18 protein-coding genes are annotated in these 19,154 nt (G+C 56.6%); 9 read left to right on the top strand and 9 right to left on the bottom strand.

Annotated features, from left to right (window positions below):
• Nucleotides 1-20: 20 nt before the first annotated feature.
• The 3 genes from Mal52_RS18225 to Mal52_RS18215 form a co-directional block, all read right to left on the bottom strand.
• Nucleotides 21-797, bottom strand: a complete 777-nt coding sequence (locus tag Mal52_RS18225; RefSeq protein WP_145377746.1) for a hypothetical protein — start codon at nucleotides 795-797, stop codon at nucleotides 21-23.
• Nucleotides 798-926: 129 nt separating this feature from the next.
• The gene (locus Mal52_RS18220) at nucleotides 927-1,523 is read right to left on the bottom strand and encodes a hypothetical protein (protein ID WP_145377745.1); all 597 of its coding nucleotides are present in this window, start codon (nucleotides 1,521-1,523) and stop codon (nucleotides 927-929) included.
• Nucleotides 1,524-1,555: 32 nt separating this feature from the next.
• Nucleotides 1,556-2,155, bottom strand: coding sequence for a phosphoesterase (locus Mal52_RS18215; RefSeq protein WP_145377744.1), 600 nt, complete (start codon nucleotides 2,153-2,155; stop codon nucleotides 1,556-1,558).
• A gap of 340 nt (nucleotides 2,156-2,495) precedes the next feature.
• Here Mal52_RS18215 and thiS point away from each other — a divergent pair, with 340 nt between their 5' ends.
• Together thiS and Mal52_RS18205 are read left to right on the top strand one after the other, a co-directional pair.
• Nucleotides 2,496-2,696, top strand: a complete 201-nt coding sequence (gene thiS, locus Mal52_RS18210; protein ID WP_145377743.1) for a sulfur carrier protein ThiS — start codon at nucleotides 2,496-2,498, stop codon at nucleotides 2,694-2,696.
• 228 nt (nucleotides 2,697-2,924) lie between these two features.
• Complete coding sequence (locus Mal52_RS18205; protein WP_145377742.1) at nucleotides 2,925-3,752, top strand: thiazole synthase; 828 nt, start codon at nucleotides 2,925-2,927, stop codon at nucleotides 3,750-3,752.
• A 28-nt stretch (nucleotides 3,753-3,780) separates the two neighbouring features.
• Here Mal52_RS18205 and Mal52_RS18200 read toward each other — a convergent pair whose 3' ends face one another.
• The 3 genes from Mal52_RS18200 to Mal52_RS18190 all read right to left on the bottom strand — a co-directional run bounded on the left by Mal52_RS18200 (nucleotide 3,781) and on the right by Mal52_RS18190 (nucleotide 5,923).
• Nucleotides 3,781-4,554, bottom strand: coding sequence for a glucose 1-dehydrogenase (locus Mal52_RS18200; RefSeq protein WP_145377741.1), 774 nt, complete (start codon nucleotides 4,552-4,554; stop codon nucleotides 3,781-3,783).
• A gap of 33 nt (nucleotides 4,555-4,587) precedes the next feature.
• A complete protein-coding gene (locus Mal52_RS18195) occupies nucleotides 4,588-5,262 on the bottom strand; it encodes an HAD family hydrolase (RefSeq protein WP_145377740.1) in 675 nt (224 codons plus the stop codon).
• Nucleotides 5,263-5,344: 82 nt separating this feature from the next.
• Nucleotides 5,345-5,923 (bottom strand): class I SAM-dependent methyltransferase, encoded by a 579-nt coding sequence (locus tag Mal52_RS18190; protein WP_197534304.1) that lies wholly within the window; start codon nucleotides 5,921-5,923, stop codon nucleotides 5,345-5,347.
• Between the two features lie 343 nt (nucleotides 5,924-6,266).
• Between Mal52_RS18190 and Mal52_RS18185 the strand changes: the two genes are divergently transcribed.
• Nucleotides 6,267-8,240 carry a sigma-54-dependent Fis family transcriptional regulator gene (locus Mal52_RS18185; RefSeq protein WP_145377738.1) on the top strand — a complete coding sequence of 658 codons (1,974 nt, stop codon included), beginning with the start codon at nucleotides 6,267-6,269 and terminating at the stop codon, nucleotides 8,238-8,240.
• Here the strand turns inward: Mal52_RS18185 and Mal52_RS18180 are convergent.
• Nucleotides 8,237-8,965 (bottom strand): (5-formylfuran-3-yl)methyl phosphate synthase, encoded by a 729-nt coding sequence (locus Mal52_RS18180; protein WP_231962386.1) that lies wholly within the window; start codon nucleotides 8,963-8,965, stop codon nucleotides 8,237-8,239. The two genes, Mal52_RS18185 and Mal52_RS18180, sit on opposite strands and share 4 nt — an antisense overlap.
• A 532-nt stretch (nucleotides 8,966-9,497) precedes the next feature.
• Here Mal52_RS18180 and typA point away from each other — a divergent pair.
• The 5 genes from typA to Mal52_RS18155 all read left to right on the top strand — a co-directional run bounded on the left by typA (nucleotide 9,498) and on the right by Mal52_RS18155 (nucleotide 14,308).
• A complete protein-coding gene (gene typA, locus Mal52_RS18175; protein WP_145377736.1) occupies nucleotides 9,498-11,318 on the top strand; it encodes a translational GTPase TypA in 1,821 nt (606 codons plus the stop codon).
• A gap of 25 nt (nucleotides 11,319-11,343) precedes the next feature.
• Complete coding sequence (gene rdgB, locus Mal52_RS18170) at nucleotides 11,344-11,961, top strand: RdgB/HAM1 family non-canonical purine NTP pyrophosphatase (RefSeq protein ID WP_145377735.1); 618 nt, start codon at nucleotides 11,344-11,346, stop codon at nucleotides 11,959-11,961.
• Between the two features lie 557 nt (nucleotides 11,962-12,518).
• Nucleotides 12,519-12,995 carry a DUF1569 domain-containing protein gene (locus tag Mal52_RS18165; RefSeq protein ID WP_145377734.1) on the top strand — a complete coding sequence of 159 codons (477 nt, stop codon included), beginning with the start codon at nucleotides 12,519-12,521 and terminating at the stop codon, nucleotides 12,993-12,995.
• A 33-nt stretch (nucleotides 12,996-13,028) separates the two neighbouring features.
• Entirely contained in the window at nucleotides 13,029-13,475 is a 447-nt protein-coding gene (locus Mal52_RS18160) for a SufE family protein (protein ID WP_145377733.1), read from the top strand.
• 272 nt (nucleotides 13,476-13,747) lie between these two features.
• On the top strand, nucleotides 13,748-14,308 hold the full coding sequence (locus tag Mal52_RS18155; RefSeq protein WP_145377732.1) for a DUF309 domain-containing protein: 561 nt from the start codon (nucleotides 13,748-13,750) through the stop codon (nucleotides 14,306-14,308).
• A 101-nt stretch (nucleotides 14,309-14,409) separates the two neighbouring features.
• Here the strand turns inward: Mal52_RS18155 and Mal52_RS18150 are convergent, their stop codons facing one another.
• The gene (locus Mal52_RS18150) at nucleotides 14,410-16,791 is read right to left on the bottom strand and encodes a penicillin acylase family protein (RefSeq protein WP_197534303.1); all 2,382 of its coding nucleotides are present in this window, start codon (nucleotides 16,789-16,791) and stop codon (nucleotides 14,410-14,412) included.
• Between the two features lie 32 nt (nucleotides 16,792-16,823).
• Entirely contained in the window at nucleotides 16,824-17,708 is an 885-nt protein-coding gene (locus Mal52_RS18145) for an SDR family oxidoreductase (RefSeq protein ID WP_197534302.1), read from the bottom strand.
• Nucleotides 17,709-17,955: 247 nt separating this feature from the next.
• Here Mal52_RS18145 and Mal52_RS18140 point away from each other — a divergent pair, with 247 nt between their 5' ends.
• Nucleotides 17,956-19,131 (top strand): M20 family metallopeptidase, encoded by a 1,176-nt coding sequence (locus Mal52_RS18140; protein WP_197534301.1) that lies wholly within the window; start codon nucleotides 17,956-17,958, stop codon nucleotides 19,129-19,131.
• Nucleotides 19,132-19,154 lie beyond the last annotated feature (23 nt).

Raw genomic sequence — 19,154 nt, 5'->3', positions numbered from 1 at the left:
AATCAAGCTGTGGCGCGGACCTAACCCTTAAACGCGCCTTGTTGGCGGGCGAGTTCGATTTTGGAGAGCGGTTTACCGTCCGCACCTGTTGTGGGGGCTTTGGCGGCGGGGGCTTTGACTTCTTCTGCTTCAGCAGCCGGGGCTTCCTCCGCGACCGGTTCGCTGGATTTCGATCCAGCGGCCCCTTCCATCCGTGCCCGTTCCAACGGGGAGAGCGGTTTCCCACCGTCGCCGGCCGGAGCTGGTTTTTTGGCCGGAGCAGCTTTTCCACCCGAACCAGCTGCGCCCTCCATGCGGGCACGCTCCAATGGGGAAAGCGGTTTGTCGCTGCCAGCGGCTGCTGGTTTTGCAGCCGGCTTTTTCTCGGCCGTCTTGCTTCCCCCGCCCGCGGCACCTTCCATGCGGGCGCGTTCCAGCGGTGAGAGCGGTTTGTCACCCTTCGGAGCAGCAGCTTTTCCACCAGCGCCTTGGGCGCGTGCCATTTCCAAGGGGCTCATGCCCTTCTTGGCGGCTGGTTTCGCCGCAGCGGCTTTGCCGGCCGGAGCTGCTTTTTTCGCAGGGGCAGCGGCTTTTTTGGGTTCGGGCTTGTCCACGACCTTCAGATAGCTGGGGTCGATATCGTACCAGGTGATATCCTCGCCGCCGTCGAATTCGACCAGTGCGCGGCCACTCATGTTGACCGTTTTGACGAGACCTGTCCGTGACGCGAACCGCAATAATTCCGGCACGCCTGCTTCGACAACAACGTACTTGTCGGTGAATTCCCGTTTGAGTTGCTCGGCCGCTTCAATAGTCATTGTCTGCCTTCAATATGTTCTGTCGGACTGATGTGGCGCCATCCCTTGGCGGCGATCAGTCGAAACCTGTGTCGCGATATTAGGTTTTCAACACGCGTGCGGGAATTTTGAAGTATCGGCCGCCTGAAATCAAGAGAGCGCGGCCCAGGAAACCTGGTATTGCCAGCGGATCGTTGTTCCGCCTGTTGTTGTCGGAACGCCGGAAAGGTCCCCGTAACCTATTTTCAGGCCTGTTGTTGGGAACCAATGGGCTTCACAGGGCGGCATGCCCGGAACGTCCAGAATCGCTAACTGCAAGCCGGATTGTGCCTCGGTCGCAACAGGGGGCGATGTTTCCGCAACGGCCCAATCCCCCCCAGCGTAGGAACTGGTGACCCGCTTGGGCATCTCAGCTCCCACAAACCGCGCCGAGACATCGAAATCGAGGATTTTTGTCTCGGTATTCATGCCCACAGCCACGGCATACAGGCATTTGCCGGAGCGGCCGAACATTTGGACTTCGGTCAACTGCGCGTTTTTCTCATCCAGCAAAAGTTCCTGAAACACCGGACTGGCCGGCGATTCGTCTTCAGGCGACCCTTCGAGGGAGGACAAAACGTCCACCCATTTCCCCCCCGTGGAGACCGAGAACGTGTGTTGCCAGCGGTCGGCAGTCAGTTCGCACACCAAACGGATTTGCTCGGTGGAGATTTCACAGCGCTTTGGAGTTTGGCTGGCGTGAAGCATGGGGTGACTTTGTCGGGATCCAGCAGGCGGAACTACGAAAACAGTGCTTTGAGACAGATTTGGGACCAGGTCTCGAATTGATCAATCTCCGCCAACAGTTGTTCCGGTGAGGCGAAACCGGTTTCCAGCATGTCTTTTTCACGCGGGCGGATTTTTGGTTCTTCGAGGTCAAAAACGTGCACGATTCCCAGGTGGACTTTGCCGACATCGTTGCTGTCATCGTTGAGCATGCCCACACAACGATCCGTATAGGGGGCCTCGACATGCACCTCTTCCTCAATCTCCCGCCGCATCCCTTCCAGGTAAGGCGAATCCGCTTGGTTTTCATCGACGGAAGAAACATGCCCGCCGACGCCGATGGAGCGTTTGGCGTGCAACCGCTTCTCCCCCTGTCCGCCGCCACGGGTGTAGTAAAAAATCTCCCCCGCATGCTGGAAAATGCAGTACGGAATCAACTGCTTAAATTCCGGGTCCGCTTCCATCACATCCCGCGGCTGATAGCTGGTGTGAATCGGGTCGAGCAACGTTTCCAAATACGGCTGAAGGTTGGTGGAGAGTCCCTCGAAATATCCGATTTCGCGAAACAACGACGTGGGAACCACCAGAATTTGTTCGACAGTTGTACTGGTCATGCGGCGTGACTCCTTCACGAATGAGGCCGGAGAGAATGCGATTCAGGAACACAAATTAGCGAATCCGCAGCGCTGATTCTAGCTACTGCATGAATTGCTGCGACAGCGAATGCGAATATTGATGTTACATTGCCGCAGCCCAGGCTGGGTAAACCAGCAACCTTGAAGCATGTGGGGCAAACAACAGCGGGAATGCGAATTGGTTGACGCTTCAAGGCATCGGTCTCTAAACTGCGCTTGTCGGCGCGTCTGCATACGCTGCCGCATTCGAAAACGGGCTTTGCAGCCCCGTTCGTTGATTATCGCTTGAAGTCGAGACGTCCTGTGGGAATTCGCAACAGTGGAAATTAGCATCAATGGCGAAACGCGTGAAATCGCCGCCGGGATCACGGTTGCGGACCTGTTACGCGAATTGGAATTACAGCCGAAGTATCTGGCTGTGGAACGCAACCTGCAACTCATCCCCCGCGGCGATCACGCAACCTGCACGCTTGAGCCGAACGATCAACTAGAAATCGTCACCCTCGTCGGCGGAGGATGAACCGGTCGTTGAAATAAAACGCTAACATCACACTTCTTAACTGTTTGCAACCGCACTGGCGGACAAGCCGCCAGCGGCACCCAGATTTTCTGCCCACTGCCTACTGCCTACTGCCTACTGCCTACTGCCTACTGCCTACTGCCTACTGCCTACTGCCTACTGCCTACTGCCTACTGCCTACTGCCTACTGCCTACTGGTTACTGTCCACCGCTTACTAGAAACAAAGCATGTCTACCGAACTTCCAAGCGATTCTCCGCTCGTCCTGGGCTCCCACGAATTCACGTCGCGGTTAATCGTCGGGACGGGGAAGTACGCCACCTTTGAATTGATGCGGGAATGCCTGGAAGCCAGCGCGGCCGACGTGATCACTGTCGCTGTGCGGCGCGAACGGTTGGTGGATGCGGAAGGGCGGAACATTCTGGATTTCATCGACCTGGAGCGGTATACGATTTTGCCGAATACCGCTGGGTGCTTTAATGCCGAAGATGCTGTGCGGACCGCGCGGATGGGGCGGGAAATTCTCACCGGCCTGGAAAATCCTGGTGCGGATTGGGTGAAGCTTGAAGTCTTGGGCGACGCAAAAACGTTGTTGCCCGATCCGATGGCAACATTAGCGGCCACCGAGCAGTTGGTGAGCGAGGGGTTTCAGGTCTTGGTCTATACGACGGACGATCCCATCACCGCGCGGCGTTTGAAGGACGCGGGAGCGACCTCGGTTATGCCGGCCGGTAGTCCCATTGGCAGCGGGCAGGGGGTTTTGAATCCCAACAATATTCGGATCTGTTTGGAGTACCTCAAAGAGGGCGATCCGGATTATCCAGTGATCGTCGATGCCGGTGTTGGCGCCGCGAGCGACGTCAGCGGGGCGATGGAATTGGGATGCGACGGGGTTTTGCTGAACACAGCCATCGCCGGTGCCAACGATCCACTGATGATGGCGCATGCCATGCGAGAGGCGACGCGGGCCGGGCGTTGGTCCTATCGCGCCGGACGCATCCCGCGGAAATTGTATGCGACCGCCTCCAGCCCGGAAGCAGATTTCGCGCGGCGTTGAATGTCGTGCCGCAAGACGAACCGCCCGCTCAGATCGTGTGTCCACCGTCGACCGTCATCACCGAACCGGTGCAGTAACTCGACGCCGCTGACGCCAAATACACCGTCATTCCCACCAGTTCCTCCGGCTGGGCAATCCGCTTGAGTGGCAGTTTGCCGACGACACTGTTGAGGATCTTTTCGTTTGACCACAGCGCTTGGCTGAACTGTGTTTGAATCAGGCCCGGGCAGAGCACATTAACGCGGACGGAATCGCCTCCCCATTCGGCCGCCATGACTTTGGTCAAACTGATCAGGGCCGCTTTGCTCATGCTGTACAGCCCTAGCATCGGTTCGGGGCGAAGTCCGCCAATGCTGCTGACATTAATGATCGACCCGCCGCCGCGCGAGACCATGATCGGGTGCACCAGTTTGGCGAGATTCAGCGGCCCCTTGACGTTGACCTCCATAATCTTATCAAAGGCGGCGTCATCATTGTCCAAGAGCGGGCCGAAGACTGGATTCGTTGCTGCGTTATTGACAAGAATATCGATACCGCCAAACGTCTCGACCGCATGGTCGACCAATGCCTGTAGATCTTCAGCGCGTCCCATATGCGCCGGAATGCCGGTTGCTTCGCCGCCGTGGTCGCGAATGGTTTTGACCGCCTCGTCGATCCCCTCTTGTTTTCGGCCGCAGAGCACCACTTTGGCGCCGGACTGCGCCAAGCCGCTGGCCATCGCCAATCCAATCCCCCGGCTGGAACCAGTGATCAAGGCCACCTTGTCGGTCAAATCAAATAGGTTGTTGGTCGGTTCGGTCATGGCGTGTTGCTTCCGATTGTTCGTGTCAGAACATCACTGGATATGTTGTTGAAATGTGTCGCGAATGCTGGCCGGCGAAAGGTCCCGCAACGAATGCACCACCTGATCGGCGGCTGACAATTCCTCGTCCGTATGCCCAGCACTGACCAGGGCAATGCAGACCATTGAAGCGGCGTGTGCGGCGGCGATCCCTGCCTGTGCGTCCTCGATAACGACGCAATTGCCTGGTTCGACTTCCAAACCGGCGGCCGCTTTGAGAAACACTTCCGGATGCGGCTTGCCCCGTGTCACGTCGCGGGCCGTCACCACGGCTTTAAGGTGATCTCTTTTGCTAAGCAAGTCAATCACCAAATCGACATTTTCTAGCGGACCGGATGACCCCACGGCTATCGGAATCCCTTCAGCGGCGAGGGCGTCGATCAATTCGCGGGCGCCGTCCATCGCTCGAAAGTCCTCGCGCAAAATGTCACGAAAATGCAGTTCCTTGGCATCATCGATCTCGGCGACCGCCTCGGGCGTGGGATCGTCCAGCAGACCGCACTCGACAATCACCTCACGGCTAACGCGTCCGAAGGTGGTCAGGAATTGCGCCCGGGTGAACTCAAATCCCCGTTCGGCCGCTAGGCGTTGCCAACTTTCATAGTGCGCGTCGTAGGAATCAACCAGGACGCCGTCCATGTCAAAAATCACTGCGGGGAAATCGCTCATACGTTGGAGAAGCCAATCGTGGAGTACATTATTGGTGGGCGGATGCGATGCTCACAGTTCTGGCGTAGCGTCGAGTCATCAATCACATGATGATGCCGTCGATGACGTAGATTCGCTCTCCCTTGACTCCGTGGGGCAGCGAGTCGATACGCAAGCGGGCGAAATGTTCACGGTAACGGTCTTCCACGTCCGACTTGTTGGTAAAGTAGCGGACGTGGGCGGCTGAGTCGTAACTGGGGACCGACCCCAAGAACCGCGTACCGGGTTTGATCTTGCTCAAGACTTCGTGGTCGCGTTCGATGTGTTCCAGGACTTCGGTGCAAACCACGGTATTGTAGTCGACGGTCTCGAACAGGTCGGTTTCAAAAATGTCCGCGACATGAAACTCGCGATCGGGATAGGTCGACTTAGCGAATTCGATGCGGGCTTCGCTGAAGTCAAAACCGCAGTACCGCGTCACGCCCACGTCGCGCAACAAGCCTGCTAAATGCCCCGGTCCGCACCCAATATCGAGGACCGATTCGTCCCCATCCGGGGCCAAGCGTGTCACTAAAGCGGCGAACAAAAAGTAGTAGCGAAATGCCGTATAGTGTTCCGGCTTGTGCGCATTGCCTCGGAACTTTTCGCTGTACCAGCGAGCATCCTTTTCCTTGCCCGTCATTTTGATAGTGCCTGACTGTTCCATCCGATTTCCCCCTTCCATGAAGTGATCGTTAGCATTTCTCGGGCCGCTCTCGGCGAACCGGTCGAAACGTTACCAAAATCCCCAAAGCCACACAATTCGACTTCACCGACCGCGCTGCACCGGTCCTCAAGCCTGTCCCTTCAGGCCTTGGGTGACTTTAACGACGCTATCCCTTTGAAAACCCAGTCCGCAGGCTGTTGGGCGGGAGACTTGTTGCAATCGGATTGATACACCGGTATCGTTGCGATGACAGGTCGACGCATGGTCGGTGACATCCTTTTAATGCCGCTCGTTCCCAAACTTGGATACGTAAAACGCCATGAAGCTGCAACAGACTCCTTGGTTTGACCGTAAAGATGCCGGCAGTACCGAGTGGCAATTTACGCTGCGTTTGTTGGAATCGGCGCTGCGGGCGAATCATGAAGACGAGTTGCTGCAAAACCAATTGCCTGATGTCGCCAGCGAATTGCAGGCCCAGTGGGTCGGGCTGGTCCGCAAGACTCCGCAATGGGAACTGTCGGCGCAATTTGGTCATATCAATCTCACCGAATTGCCGTTTAACGATTTGGACAACGCGCTGGACGGCGGGGTCGCCCTGTTCATTGCGCCGCCCGATGGCGACGAGTATTGGCCGCTGATCGGTGTCCCCTTTACTCAGCCCGACCTCGCGGGAGAGTTGTTGCTCTTTTCCGGCCGCGATCTCCGGCCCGAACAGGTCGGGTCGGCGTTGATGCTTGGTTGGGGGCTTGGCTCGGCCATTGCTGCCGTTCGCCGTTATCAGACCAGCCAGCGGCGGAGCGAACGTCTGGAAGCGATCCTGAAGATCGCCTCGCAACTCAGCCACGAACGAGAAACGGTTCCGCTGTTGGAACTGATCGCCAATGAGGCGACGCGGTTGTTAGAAGCCGACCGCGCCAGCATCTTCATCTGGGACAAGGATCACCGGCAGGTTATTGCGTGCCCCGCTTTGGGAGTTGAGGGGGGCACGCTACGGCTTTCCGACAGTGCGGGGATCGTCGGCGAAGTCATTCAAACCGGCAAGTCCATACAGGTCGACGAAGCGTATCGTGATGCGCGGTTTGACAAAAAGGTCGATGTCGAAAGCGGATACAAAACGGAAAACCTACTCTGCGTGCCGTTGCTCAACGGCGACGGCGAGCGGATCGGCGCTTTTGAGGTAATCAATAAGCTCGCCGGGGCATTCACCGCGGAAGACGAAGAAAGCCTGACGCAATTGGGCATTCAAGCGGCAACGGCTTTGCAGTCCACACAAGACCGTGAACAGTTGGTGCGAACGCAAAAACAACTCACTGAGCAGGTGACCGAGGGAGTGCGGATTGTCGGCGAAAGTCCGGCAATCACCGCACTCAAAGATACGATCGAGCGACTCGCCGCCACGGAGTTGCCCGTGCTCATTTTGGGTGAGAGTGGAACCGGGAAAGAGGTCGTCAGCCAATCCCTGCACTACCACGGACCACGGCGCGATCATCCGTTTGTCGCTGTCAACTGTGCCGCATTGGCAGAGACATTACTGGAAAGCGAATTGTTCGGCCATGAGAAAGGCGCCTTCACCGATGCACACGAAGCGCGGCAAGGCAAATTTGAATTGGCTGAGGGGGGCACGCTGTTTCTCGATGAAATTGGCGATATGACTCTAGGCGGACAAGCCAAGTTGCTGCGTGTACTGGAGCAAAAAGTCATTACCCGCGTGGGGGGATCGCAAACCATTCCGATCAACGTGCGCGTCGTGGCAGCGACCAACGCCAACCTTTCCGAAGCGGTTCGCACCAAGAAGTTTCGCGAAGATTTGTATTATCGGTTGGGGGTAGTGACTTTGGATCTCCCGCCGCTGCGCGATCGTCCCGAGGACGTGATTCTCTTGGCGGAGTATTTTCTGTCGCAATTCTCGGTACAAGCGGGACGCAAGCGTCTGAAAATCGCTGCCGATGCGCGGCGGCGACTGCAGGCACACTCCTGGCCCGGCAATATCCGTGAACTGCGCAATCTGATGGAGCGGGTTGCCTTTTTAGCGCCGGGCGAAAAGGTCGAAGTCTCCGATTTAGCATTCATCCTCAGCCCCGATCGTTCATCGATGGGTCAGGAAGAGGACCCGTCGGATGGCACGCTGGCCGATGCTACCAAGCACTTTCAACAACGCTTCATTCGCGGTGCTGTGAAACGGGTGCAAGGCAACATGAGCGAGGCGGCTCGCATGTTGGGACTGCATCGCTCGAACCTGTACCGCAAAATGCGGCAACTCGAAATGGGGGAAGCCGAGGATGCTGCGGATTAGTGCGAGATTGCGGCGTTGTGCATCGCTGTTTTGAAGTGCCGAATGGCCTCTGCCTCGATGGCATTCGTGCGTTGTCCCCCGGCGCAGGCGGCGGAGCGGATGGCGATGATGTCGGGGGCAAAGTCGATCAGCGCCGGGACGTTTTCAGCCGTGATTTGTCCCGCGACCGCCACCAGTTGGCCGGCTGCATGGATGTCGTTCACCAAACCGCGTAGTTGGGTTTCCGAAAGCCAATCGAAGAGTCCGCGACCTGTTTTTGCGAAGGTGTCGAACAACACCCCGGCGCAGCCTGCTTCGGTAGCCGCAGCGACGATCTCCAGCGGCGGAGGGCTGTTGGCCAGTTCCCAGTCAATATAGGCAACTGCGATCCAGGCGATGTCCCGATCGGCGGCCAAATCGAATTGGCGACGGACCTCGCTCCAACGCTGTTGCCAATCCAAATCCGGACGCAAGCCGGCGGTGCCAAGTTTGGCATAGTTGATTCCGGCCGGCAGAGCAGGGGGGGCTGCCGCGTACCAATCGGTGGTCTCCCCCAGGGCTGCACTCAAAGCAACATCGTCTGGCTGTTGCCCAACTACTTCGGCAACCGCTGAAATCGCCGCCATATCGGCCATTCCCAGCGAGCCGCGTGCCGGTTCTTTGATGTCCAGGATGTCACATCCCCCCTGAAGCGCCGCTTCTGCCTCAATTCCGTTGCGAACACTAACCAATAATTGCGGCGGCATACTGGGGTGGCTTTCTACGGGAGAGAGTGGGGCTGTCGCGGGAGGCAGTGGTTGGTCGTCGTGCTGTAATTGCAATTAGGGTAATACGTTGCGTCAGTGCAGTGGGTGTGGGGTACTGGAGCGATTCATTTGTGTGCTGTTGGCTTGGATGGCTCAAATTTATCGAAATTCTGCCGATTCGCAACGAACTCACGCGTTCTTAACAGGCTTGCCCTTTAGGGATGGTCGGTTGGCTGTTAAACTATGGTGGTGATTCGGCCGAATTTCCATGGGTGGAGGGCACCTTGGGCTAGCCTTTCGGTTGTGTTTTCCGCATTTGATGGAACGTCCAGCGCGATGCGGATGCTTGGATTGAGCGGATTGCTCACTCGGTCCTTTATTTCCATTGAAGATTACACGCCCCACTTATCATTCCGCTGCGCGGCGATTCTGGAGTTTATTGGCTGGTTTTCAAGCTTTGTGACCAGCGATTCGCGGAAACGCCTTCGTGTTCCTTTTTGAATTCACAATTAACGTGGAAAATCCGATTCCCATGCGACGCACCGACCTTCGTAACATCGCCATTATTGCGCACGTTGATCATGGGAAAACAACCCTCGTCGACGCACTCTTACGTCAAAGCGGACAATTTCGTGATGCGCAACTCCAAGAAGATTGCATCCTCGATTCCAATGACTTGGAACGCGAACGGGGCATCACGATTCTGGCCAAGAACATCGCCATCAACTACGAAGGCGTGAAGATCAACATCATCGATACCCCGGGACACGCTGACTTTGGCGGCGAAGTCGAGCGGGTGTTGAAGATGGCTGATGGAGCCATTCTGTTGGTCGACTCCTTCGAGGGGCCGCGACCGCAGACACGTTTTGTGCTCAGCAAAGCTTTGGAATGTGGATTGAAGCCGGTTGTGGTCATCAACAAAATTGACCGTCCCGACTGCCGTCCCGACGAGGTGTTGTCGCAAGTATTCGACTTGTTAGTGGAACTCGGAGCGGACGATGAAACGTTGGATTTCCCCTACGTTTACGCCAGTGCCCGCGAAGGCTATGCCACACACGATCCCAACGAGAAGACCGAATCGATTCACCCCGTGCTGGACATGGTGATCGACAATATTCCGGGACCCAAAGTCGACGCCGAAGCGCCGTTTCAAATGATGGTCACCACGATCGCTTGGTCGGAATACGTGGGACGCGTTGCAATTGGCCGCATCAATTGCGGTGAAGTTTCAAACGGTGACAAAGTGGCCGTCCTCAAAGGAGGCGGTAGCCAAGTGGCCGGTGAGGTCGTGAATCTGCAACTGTTCGACAAATTGGGACGTACCGATGCTGAAACGGCGACTGCGGGTGACATCGTCGCCTTGACCGGTCTGCCCGATCCGGAAATCGGCGATACCGTCTGTCATCCCGAACATCCCAACCCGCTGGAACGGGTAGCTGTCGACGAGCCGACACTCTCGATGATGTTTACCATCAATTCGTCGCCGTTGGCCGGACGTGAAGGAAAATTCGTCACCAGCCGCCATCTGCGGGCGCGGTTGATGAAGGAATTGGAATCAAACGTCGCCTTGCGGGTCGAAGAAGCGGATCAGAACGACGCCTTTATGGTCTCCGGTCGGGGATTGTTGCACCTTTCGATTTTGATCGAGCAGATGCGGCGCGAAGGATACGAATTGTCGGTCGGCAAGCCACAGGTAATTCGCAAAGAGATCGACGGCAAATGGCACGAACCGTTTGAAAGCCTGGAAGTCGATGTGCCTGCCAACGTGGTGGGTTCGGTGATGGAAATGGTGGGCGCCCGTCGTGGTCAAATGGAGGAGATGTCGGCCGGTTCGACCGGGATGACACACGTGCGATTTTCGATTCCCGCACGCGGACTCATTGGACTGCGGACACGCGTGCTGAACGCCACCAAGGGCGAAGCGATCATGCACCACCGTTTCGAAAGCTTCAAACGCTGCGAAGGAGAAATCCCACGGCGTCCCAACGGCGTGCTGGTTTCACAGGAAAACGGCAAGGTCGTCGGTTATGCCTTGTGGAAACTGCAGGAACGGGCCGACATGTTTGTGTCGCCAGGCGATGATTGTTACGAAGGCATGATCATCGGTGAAAACTCCCGCGATTGCGACATGGTCGTCAATCCGATTCGCGAAAAGAAACTGTCCAATGTCCGTTCCTCAGGCGCCGACGACGCAATTTTGTTGCGGCCGCCGCGGAAAATGTCATTGGAAATGGCACTAGAATATATCGAAGAAGATGAGTTCGTAGAAATTACGCCGGGCTGCATTCGCCTGCGTAAGATCGTACTCACCGAGAACGGCCGTAAACGACAAGGACGCAGCAAGACGGCCTAACCTGCCGCCATTTCTGACAAACATCATGACTGACAAACCACAGATTGTTCTCGGCAGCCGAAATCTCAAGAAGAGCGGCGAGATCAAGGATCTTTTGGCGCCACACGGCATCGATGTTATCAGCGTTGCCGAAGTGGCCGATCTTGCAGAGGTCGTCGAGGATGGAGCGTCGTTTGCTGAGAACGCCGCCAAGAAAGCCCGGGAACCGGCGTTGGAATTGTCGCGGTGGGTGTTGGCCGAAGATAGCGGGTTGATGGTCGATGCCTTGGAGGGTCGTCCGGGAATTTACTCGGCCCGCTATGCCGGTGAAAATGCCAGCGACCAAGAAAACAACGACAAGTTGTTAATGGAGTTGGCCGACGTCCCCCCGGCTCGGCGCTCTGCCGGTTATGTGTGTAGTATTGCTTTGTCCGATCCTGAGGGGCAGATCCGTCTCACCGCCGAAGCGAGCTGTCGCGGACAGATTATCGACAGTCCCCGCGGGAGCAATGGGTTTGGCTACGATCCGCTGTTTATGGTTCCCGAATACCATCGTACCTTCGGCGAACTGGACGCGGTCGTCAAGCAACGCCTCAGTCATCGCGCGCGGGCCTTTGCCCGTTTCATCCCGCGACTGGTGGCACTCTTCCGGGGCGATTGCTAAGCGTATAATAGCTTAGCCATTTCCGCCGGTGCTGGTACGGATTACCAATTCCAGGAATGGTGGGCAAAGTTCGTGGACCTTGCCTATCATTTCCAAGAAATCGTCCTTCGAACCTCAAAACTCCTCTTGTAAAGTTCGTATTAAGGCGGAGAATGGAGTAATGTCCTGCCCGGACTCACCCCACTGCTGAGGACCGGTGCTAGTGCCGGAATCGCTTCGACTTTGTGAGTTCTTCGCGTGGCGTTGCTTGAGTATACGAATGCTCGCCAATTGCCGGGAAAATTTACAAGCTTGGTTGACTGACGTGCACGAGTCCTCACATGAACGTCCCTCCTAAGACTGCACCGCTGCTGCCAACCAGCACGAAAAACATACCCCTAGAGAAACAACGAAGATTAGACCTCACTTGTGAGGACTCGCGCGGACTTTCTTGTGATCGCGGTACGGAAATCGTTCGTCCGGACTAGAATTTGAAGAGTGTTCGGCATTTGACGGATTGAAGTGAGATTAGACGACATCAACGGACTGCGGCGAAAAATCAGGAGCAATACTCAAATATGACGGCCACTCTACAAGCCACCGGTCGCCGCGAATTGCATTATGGCAATCTCAACGACATTGTCACCGATGCGGAGAGCCTCGCGGCGGGGGAATACCAGACGTTGGGGGAGTGGTCGTTCGGGCAAATCCTGGAACACTTGGCGGTGTCGTTGGACTGTTCGTTTGACGGCTTTCCGTTTCAAGCACCCTGGTTTTTGCGAAAGTTGGTGGCGCCGTTTATCAAAAATGGTTTCATCACAAAGCCGATGCGGGCAGGCTTCAAACTGCCGGCCAATGCAGGAGCATTGGCACCGGGAGACGTTTCGGTGGCGGAAGGTTTAGCGCATTTGAAAAAAGCAGTCGCTCGTTATGAAACGGAAACGCCCAACGTCCACCACCCGGTCTTTGGCAGAATGGCCCGGCAAGAGTGGGTCTCACTTGGTCTGCGGCATGCTGAGTTGCATATGAGTTTTGTGGTACCTGTCAGCGATTGACGAAATGGACCGTACACCGTGGTGCGGGAATCGATGAAAAAAGTGCGGGGGTGCGGACGATTGAAGTTAGGTGAATTATTAGAAGAGTTCGACGGCCTGGATCCCGAAGAATCTCTGCAGACGTTGATTGAGATGTCCCAGGATCTGCCGGAGTTATCGCCCGAGCGGGCAGCGGAGCGGGAGGATACCCGTCGCTTGGTCAAGGAATGCCAAACCCCGGTTTATTTATGGGTCGACGTGGTGGACGGTCACGCGCAGTTGGAGGCTTACGTCACGGAGCGGTCTCCTACGGTTCGTGGTTATGTCTCGATGTTAGTGGAAGGACTCTCAGGCGTGCCGGCTACGGATGTGGCCAGCGTTCCGGAGGATTTGTTAGGCCAGTTGGGCTTGGCGGAAACTTTGGGAATGACGCGCCGTCGCGGTTTTACGGGTCTGATGCGAAGGATCAAGCGTGAAGTGGCCGAGCAGGTTGCCGGGTAAAACAGCCCACCTGATTAGCCAGTGAGCAGTTCCCCATGTGGGACAATCTGGACAAGACCGGCGAGAGTTTGTGATTTTTTTCTTGACTTGGCTGTCTCTCAGGAGTTTTCTAAAGAGGTGGAGCCAAGAAATTGGCGTCTGCCAGTTTGAGTGTCGTATTTTAAGGACGCAGCCGATCCGTATTGGCTGCCGATTGGACTGAACAAATAACCCATGCGGTCATCCGCATTCTCACAGATGCTGTATTTATTGATATGACGGAGAAACCATTGATGCCCCAAATTGACACATCGATTCCGCGGATGTTGCCCGCGGCAGATTTGCCGGGATATACGTATATCCCGGGGACCGTGACCCCGCATCCGATTCGTGATCCCCGCGGGCACAGCCATGGTAAAAAAGGTCCCCCCCCGCCGCCGCTTAAGGCCGAGGGCTGGGCTGATAGTCGCAATTACCTGGTGGCCATCGATCTGTTTAACATCGGATATTATTGGGAAGCCCACGAAGAGTGGGAGCGTCTGTGGCGGGCCACCGGCCCCGATACGCTGGTTGGCCGGTTTCTCAAAGGGTTGATCAAACTTTCCGCCGCCGGCGTCAAAGTTCGCGAAAACAGCTTGCACGGTGTCCGTCGGCACGCAGCCTCAGCCGGCGAAGTTTTTGCCGATGTGGCCGCCGAAGTTGGTGAGGATTACTTCTGCGGACTGGAATTCACCGTGTTGCAATACGCAGCCGATCGTGCCGCCCAATTGGTTTACAAAAGCGATCTGCCGGCCGGCGTGCCGTTGCGGGTCTTTCCGTTTTTGCTTGAACCACAACCCTTCCCGTTTTCGTAACACGGGAAGTCTGAGCGTCCTGAAAAAGAATGAGCGGCCGTGTGTCACAGTGACGCGCGGTCGCTTCATTTTTTTCCATGGATGGCAAATTGTGCTGGCGACTATTTTTCTGCAGTCAAAGTAACGGTCGAGCAGGCCGCTTGTTCCACAGCTGCGGGCGACAAGGGGAGGCTGTGGTATTTTTTATCCAACCAGTCGGCGAGTTGATCGTCGTAATGCGGGCTGCCCGGTTGACCTGATTGGCTTTGCGCGTCTTGCGCAAAAAGCACGGGGGCTGCTTGGTCAAAATCGGCAATCATTCGATAGCCGCTACCGGTCACTGCGCGGCCATCGGGGCTGTAACCGGTGTTGCCAACGGTCGTCATATCACCGGGCACCGGGACATCGCCATGATTGAGCAACACTCCCAAGTCGCCGATCTGGCTGAGGACATGCCGCAGCGGCATGCGGTGCCAACGTTCCCACCGCCACGTCTCCAACTCCGGCCCCATTTTTTCAGCAAGTTCAGCGAGCGTTATTCTGAACGTGTCCACGACGGCCTCAGTCCGATTACGGCGATGAAACCAGCCGTTACTATCGGCGGCCAACAGTCTCGACGCGATACCGGAAGCTGCACCGGCGACAAAATCAGCAACCTCGCCCTCAAAGCGTTCGCTAGCGACCGTCTGACACCAATTCACAAAAAAGGCGTTGAACAAAGTGGGGGCGACTTCTTGCGGGTCGCAACGACAATTCCATTCGCTCAGCACGTCGATGGCTTGTGTGAATGCGGGGGTGGAGTGTGATTCGAGGATCGCGACTAACGGCGGAACGCAGTCGACCGCCCGCAGCGACAGCGAGTCAACCTGCATGGCGGCCATGTCATCACGCGAGAGTTGCGGTTTGGATTCGATCATTTGGCGGATGCGACGCGCACGCTGGCAACTACTCCACGTTCCGTATAGCGGGTAGGGAAAGTCGTCATCGGCAACTCGGTTGTTGGCGGTGCAGATCCAACCTCGATCAGGATCGGACCAATGCGGCATCTGCTCAAACGGAATCAGGCCGGTCCATTGGTGCTCAGGGTCCCAGCCGGGACGATATCCTCGTTCGTTGAGTTTTCGCTGAGGAATTCGCCCGGTGGCTTGAAAACCGATGTGTCCCTGATCGTCGGCCGCCACGACGGCGAATGTCGGGACATGCCACGGCCGCGAAGCGGCGAATAATCCGTCCACGCTTTTCGCTTGATTCATTTGCAACAACGCGGTCAGCCAACCACTACTATGCCGTCCCAACCAGCGCAAGGAAACCGGGCCGGTATCCCTCGCGGCAGTCGGCAGAATGTCATTCACGATGGGGCCGTTACGACTAAACTGGATTGTCTTGTGAATCGGCTCTGCATCTTTGACAACGATCGTTTCTGTCAATTCCTGCGCCGGATCCCATTTTCCATCGTAGAGAAATGCGCCGGGATGATCGGGATCGGTTTGTTCTTGATATAGGTCTCGCTGTGAGCAGAGGTTGTTCGTGCAACCCCAGGCGACGTATTCGTTTTGACCGAACATCATTGCCGGCATGCCAATATAGGTCATGCCGGCCACGTTGAACGAACCGCCGCACAAGTGGGCTTCGTACCAACAAGAGACCGCCGCGAACGCAATATGCGGGTCGCTGGCCAACAGCGGTTTTCCTGAGACGGTTTTGTTTCCGGCCAAAACCCAATTGTTGCTGCCATGTGCTTCAAAGGGGGACCCTTGCACGACACCGACCGGCTCCACATCTCCCGTTGCCGTGGCCGGGTACGCGCCGTGGGGCAGCATGGCTTCGTCGTCTGCTTCACCCAACAGAAAGTCGCGATACAACGGGCCGTTGCCCAGTTGTCGTTTGACCAATTCCGGAATGGCAATCACGCGGAAGCGTCCGGTGAGGTACCACTGCAATTCGATTTCGATTGCCAGCGAATCAACTTCGGTCCAAGGCTCGGGCTGGTAATCGAGCAGAGCAAACTCAATCGGCAGTAAATCTCCCACGGCTTCGATATGCGCATTGATCCCGGCGGTAAAGGCGGTAAGCAGAGTCCGTGTTTGGCTGGGAAGCTGTTGCCATTGTGCCTCCGCAATGGCACGAAAGCCGATGGTGCGTGCGGTCAGGTCGAGATCAACGGCGGCTTCACCAACAACTTCCGCTAATCGCCCAGAGCTTTTACGGCGAAGGTTGTCGAGTTGAAACAGCCGGTCGGCCGCCATCGCGTAGCCGTAGCCGACGAACAGATCGACATCATTTTCGGCAACAATGTGCGGAATACCACGATCATCGCGGTGGATCTTTGTCGTAGCAGAAATTGGCGCCGGTACGGTTTCGGGATTCGGCGATAATCGCCGCTTTGTCTCATTGGCCCACCACTCTTGGAATTGACCGCTGTTCATCTGCAACTCGCAGCAAAGCGTTTCAATCGTTTCACCGGAACCCAAACGACGTAGCAAGTCTTCCGTAGAGAATTGCATGTGGCCCTCCTTAGTTTGTGATGCGCGTGAGATTAACCCTTCTTGGGTTTCATGGAGGCTTGCAGCTGGTCCCATTGTTCGGACGAGACGGCTTCGAGGCCGTTGAATTGTCCAGCGGCGCGGACCCATTCTCCGCCGTCGATGGTGATGCAATCGCCGTTGATGTAAGCGCTGTAGTCGGACATTAAATAGGCGGCCAGGTTGGCCAGTTCCTGATGTTCACCGACGCGGCCAACGGGGATGCGGTGGGATGCGTCAAACGTCTCCTTGAGTGCGTCCGGCATCAAGCGCGACCAAGCCCCTTCGGTGGGAAATGGGCCGGGAGCGACGGCGTTTAAGCGAATACCATACTTGCCCCATTCCGACGCCAGCGAACGAGTCAGTGCCAAGACTCCGGCCTTGGAAACGGCCGAGGGGACGACATATCCCGAACCAGTCCAGGCGTACGTGGTGACGATGTTTAAAAAGCTCCCCCGTTGCTCGGCTTCGATCCAACGTTTTCCCATCGCCAATGTGCAGTTGCTGGTTCCGCGTAAGACAATATCGACAATCGTGTTGAAAGCGTTGTAGGACAGCCGTTCGGTGGGGCAGATGAAGTTGCCCGCTGCGTTATTGATCAGTCCCTCGACCGAGCCGAACTTCTCGATTGCCGCATCAATGAGTGCCTCGACCTGTTCAGGATCGCGAACATCACACGCTTGTCCCATAACGTTCGCCCCAGTGGCTTCAGCCATTTCGGCGGCCGATTCGGCAATCACATCTGCCCGGCGACCACAGATGACCAGATTTCCACCCAATTGGGCTATATATTGGCCCATCGAGCGTCCCAGGCCGGTGCCGCCGCCGGTGACGATGATTGTTTTTCCATCGAACGTGCCGTCTTTGAGCATGGAGTCTGTACAGGGAGGAATAGTCATACCATAGACCTTGGCTGATGTAGGAGAATCCACTCGACCGGAGTGGGCGGAAACTAGAGAAATGAATATCACCGACTATCATAGCTGCCTGATGAAACGGGGTCGACCTTGCCAGCAAAACAGCACGTTCTTTCATGCTGCGTAGGTTGCTGTTGTTGCCGTCTGGAACTGGACTGCTATGGTGTTCAGGCGGTGCTGATACGATTCGCACGTTTTATCTGGATGAATGACAAAGACGAGAGAAGACATGCCGATTTCCGCTGAAACGTTGCAACTCATTCGTCAAACTGTAAATCGTGACCGGTTGTTAGCGACGGCGCGACGATTGGTTGATATTCCCAGCCCCACCTGCGAAGCGGGTGCCGTGGCCGATGCGCTGGCGGCTTTGCTTGTGGAGGAGGGATTCCAGGTGGAGCGTCCGCAGGCAGCGTGGCCGACATCGCCGGCCGTTGTGGTGCGGTGGGATACGGGGAAACCGGGCCGGACGTTGCAGTTCAACGGGCATCTGGACACGGTGCACTTGCCGTTCGCTCCGTCGGCCGTTGATGGGAACCGTTTGACCGGGAGCGGGGCGAGCGACATGAAAGCGGGCGTAGCTGCCATGGTCGAAGCGCTGCGCGTCGTCCGCGATTCGGCGGTTTTGGGTGGCGGCGGAATATTGCTGACCGCACACGATCTGCACGAAGCGCCGTGGGGAGATTGTCGGCAGTTGAATCAGTTGATCGACGACGGGTATGTGGGGGAGGGCGTATTGATTCCCGAATATACGCACGACGTCTTGCCGGTAATCGGTCGCGGGAATGCGCATTTGAAAATCAAAATCAGCCGACCGGGAGAGCCGGTGCATGAAGTCTTTCGTCCGCGCGAAGAACCAAACGTGCTACAGGTCGGAGCGCAATTAGTGCAACGGTTATTGGACTGGAACGTGGAGCTGGAAAAGAACAGTCATCCGCTGGCAGGTTGCGAAAGCGCGTTTGTAGGGATGCTGAATTGTGGGGAGATGTACAACCAATATCCACAAACCTGCGAGTTGCAGGGAACGCTGCGATGGTTGCCGGGGCATGCCTGGGAAGAGGTTCGCCGCGACTACCGGGCGTTGGTTGCAGATGTCGCCGCAAAGACGGGAGCGACGATCGATGCCGAGTTTTTGCTGATTCGCGACGCGTTCGAACTCGACGAGCACAGTGATCTGGCTGCGACGTTTCAGAAAGTTTACGCGAACGTCACGGGCAAACAACTGCCGATCGGGGCTAAGCCATTCGTCGACGACGGGAGTTGCTTCTGGCAAAAAAAAGGAATCGCGGCCATCACGCACGGGCCGGAGGCGGGAGGCGCGCACACGACGAGCGAGTGGGTGAACATCGACGATCTGGTCCGCGTGGCAGTGGTCTATGCAGCAACCGCGGTCGGGTTTTGTGAATGATCTTTTACGGGTTTCCGATCGGA

The sequence above is a fragment of the Symmachiella dynata genome, from assembly GCF_007747995.1.
GTDB classification, from domain to species: Bacteria; Planctomycetota; Planctomycetia; order Planctomycetales; family Planctomycetaceae; genus Symmachiella; species Symmachiella dynata.
This window is presented reverse-complemented; position numbering and strand designations above follow the sequence as displayed.

Coding starts and splice junctions, on each gene's coding strand:
- Mal52_RS18190 (WP_197534304.1), bottom strand. CDS start 5,923: ATGACGGGCAAGGAAAAGGATGCTCGCTGGTACAGCGAAAAGTTCCGA.
- Mal52_RS18165 (WP_145377734.1), top strand. CDS start 12,519: ATGACGGCCACTCTACAAGCCACCGGTCGCCGCGAATTGCATTATGGC.
- Mal52_RS18185 (WP_145377738.1), top strand. CDS start 6,267: ATGAAGCTGCAACAGACTCCTTGGTTTGACCGTAAAGATGCCGGCAGT.
- Mal52_RS18140 (WP_197534301.1), top strand. CDS start 17,956: ATGCCGATTTCCGCTGAAACGTTGCAACTCATTCGTCAAACTGTAAAT.
- Mal52_RS18215 (WP_145377744.1), bottom strand. CDS start 2,155: ATGACCAGTACAACTGTCGAACAAATTCTGGTGGTTCCCACGTCGTTG.
- Mal52_RS18145 (WP_197534302.1), bottom strand. CDS start 17,708: ATGACTATTCCTCCCTGTACAGACTCCATGCTCAAAGACGGCACGTTC.
- Mal52_RS18155 (WP_145377732.1), top strand. CDS start 13,748: ATGCCCCAAATTGACACATCGATTCCGCGGATGTTGCCCGCGGCAGAT.
- Mal52_RS18150 (WP_197534303.1), bottom strand. CDS start 16,791: ATGCAATTCTCTACGGAAGACTTGCTACGTCGTTTGGGTTCCGGTGAA.
- Mal52_RS18200 (WP_145377741.1), bottom strand. CDS start 4,554: ATGACCGAACCGACCAACAACCTATTTGATTTGACCGACAAGGTGGCC.
- Mal52_RS18160 (WP_145377733.1), top strand. CDS start 13,029: ATGAAAAAAGTGCGGGGGTGCGGACGATTGAAGTTAGGTGAATTATTA.
- Mal52_RS18220 (WP_145377745.1), bottom strand. CDS start 1,523: ATGCTTCACGCCAGCCAAACTCCAAAGCGCTGTGAAATCTCCACCGAG.
- Mal52_RS18180 (WP_231962386.1), bottom strand. CDS start 8,965: ATGCCGCCGCAATTATTGGTTAGTGTTCGCAACGGAATTGAGGCAGAA.
- Mal52_RS18195 (WP_145377740.1), bottom strand. CDS start 5,262: ATGAGCGATTTCCCCGCAGTGATTTTTGACATGGACGGCGTCCTGGTT.
- Mal52_RS18225 (WP_145377746.1), bottom strand. CDS start 797: ATGACTATTGAAGCGGCCGAGCAACTCAAACGGGAATTCACCGACAAG.
- rdgB (WP_145377735.1), top strand. CDS start 11,344: ATGACTGACAAACCACAGATTGTTCTCGGCAGCCGAAATCTCAAGAAG.
- typA (WP_145377736.1), top strand. CDS start 9,498: ATGCGACGCACCGACCTTCGTAACATCGCCATTATTGCGCACGTTGAT.
- Mal52_RS18205 (WP_145377742.1), top strand. CDS start 2,925: ATGTCTACCGAACTTCCAAGCGATTCTCCGCTCGTCCTGGGCTCCCAC.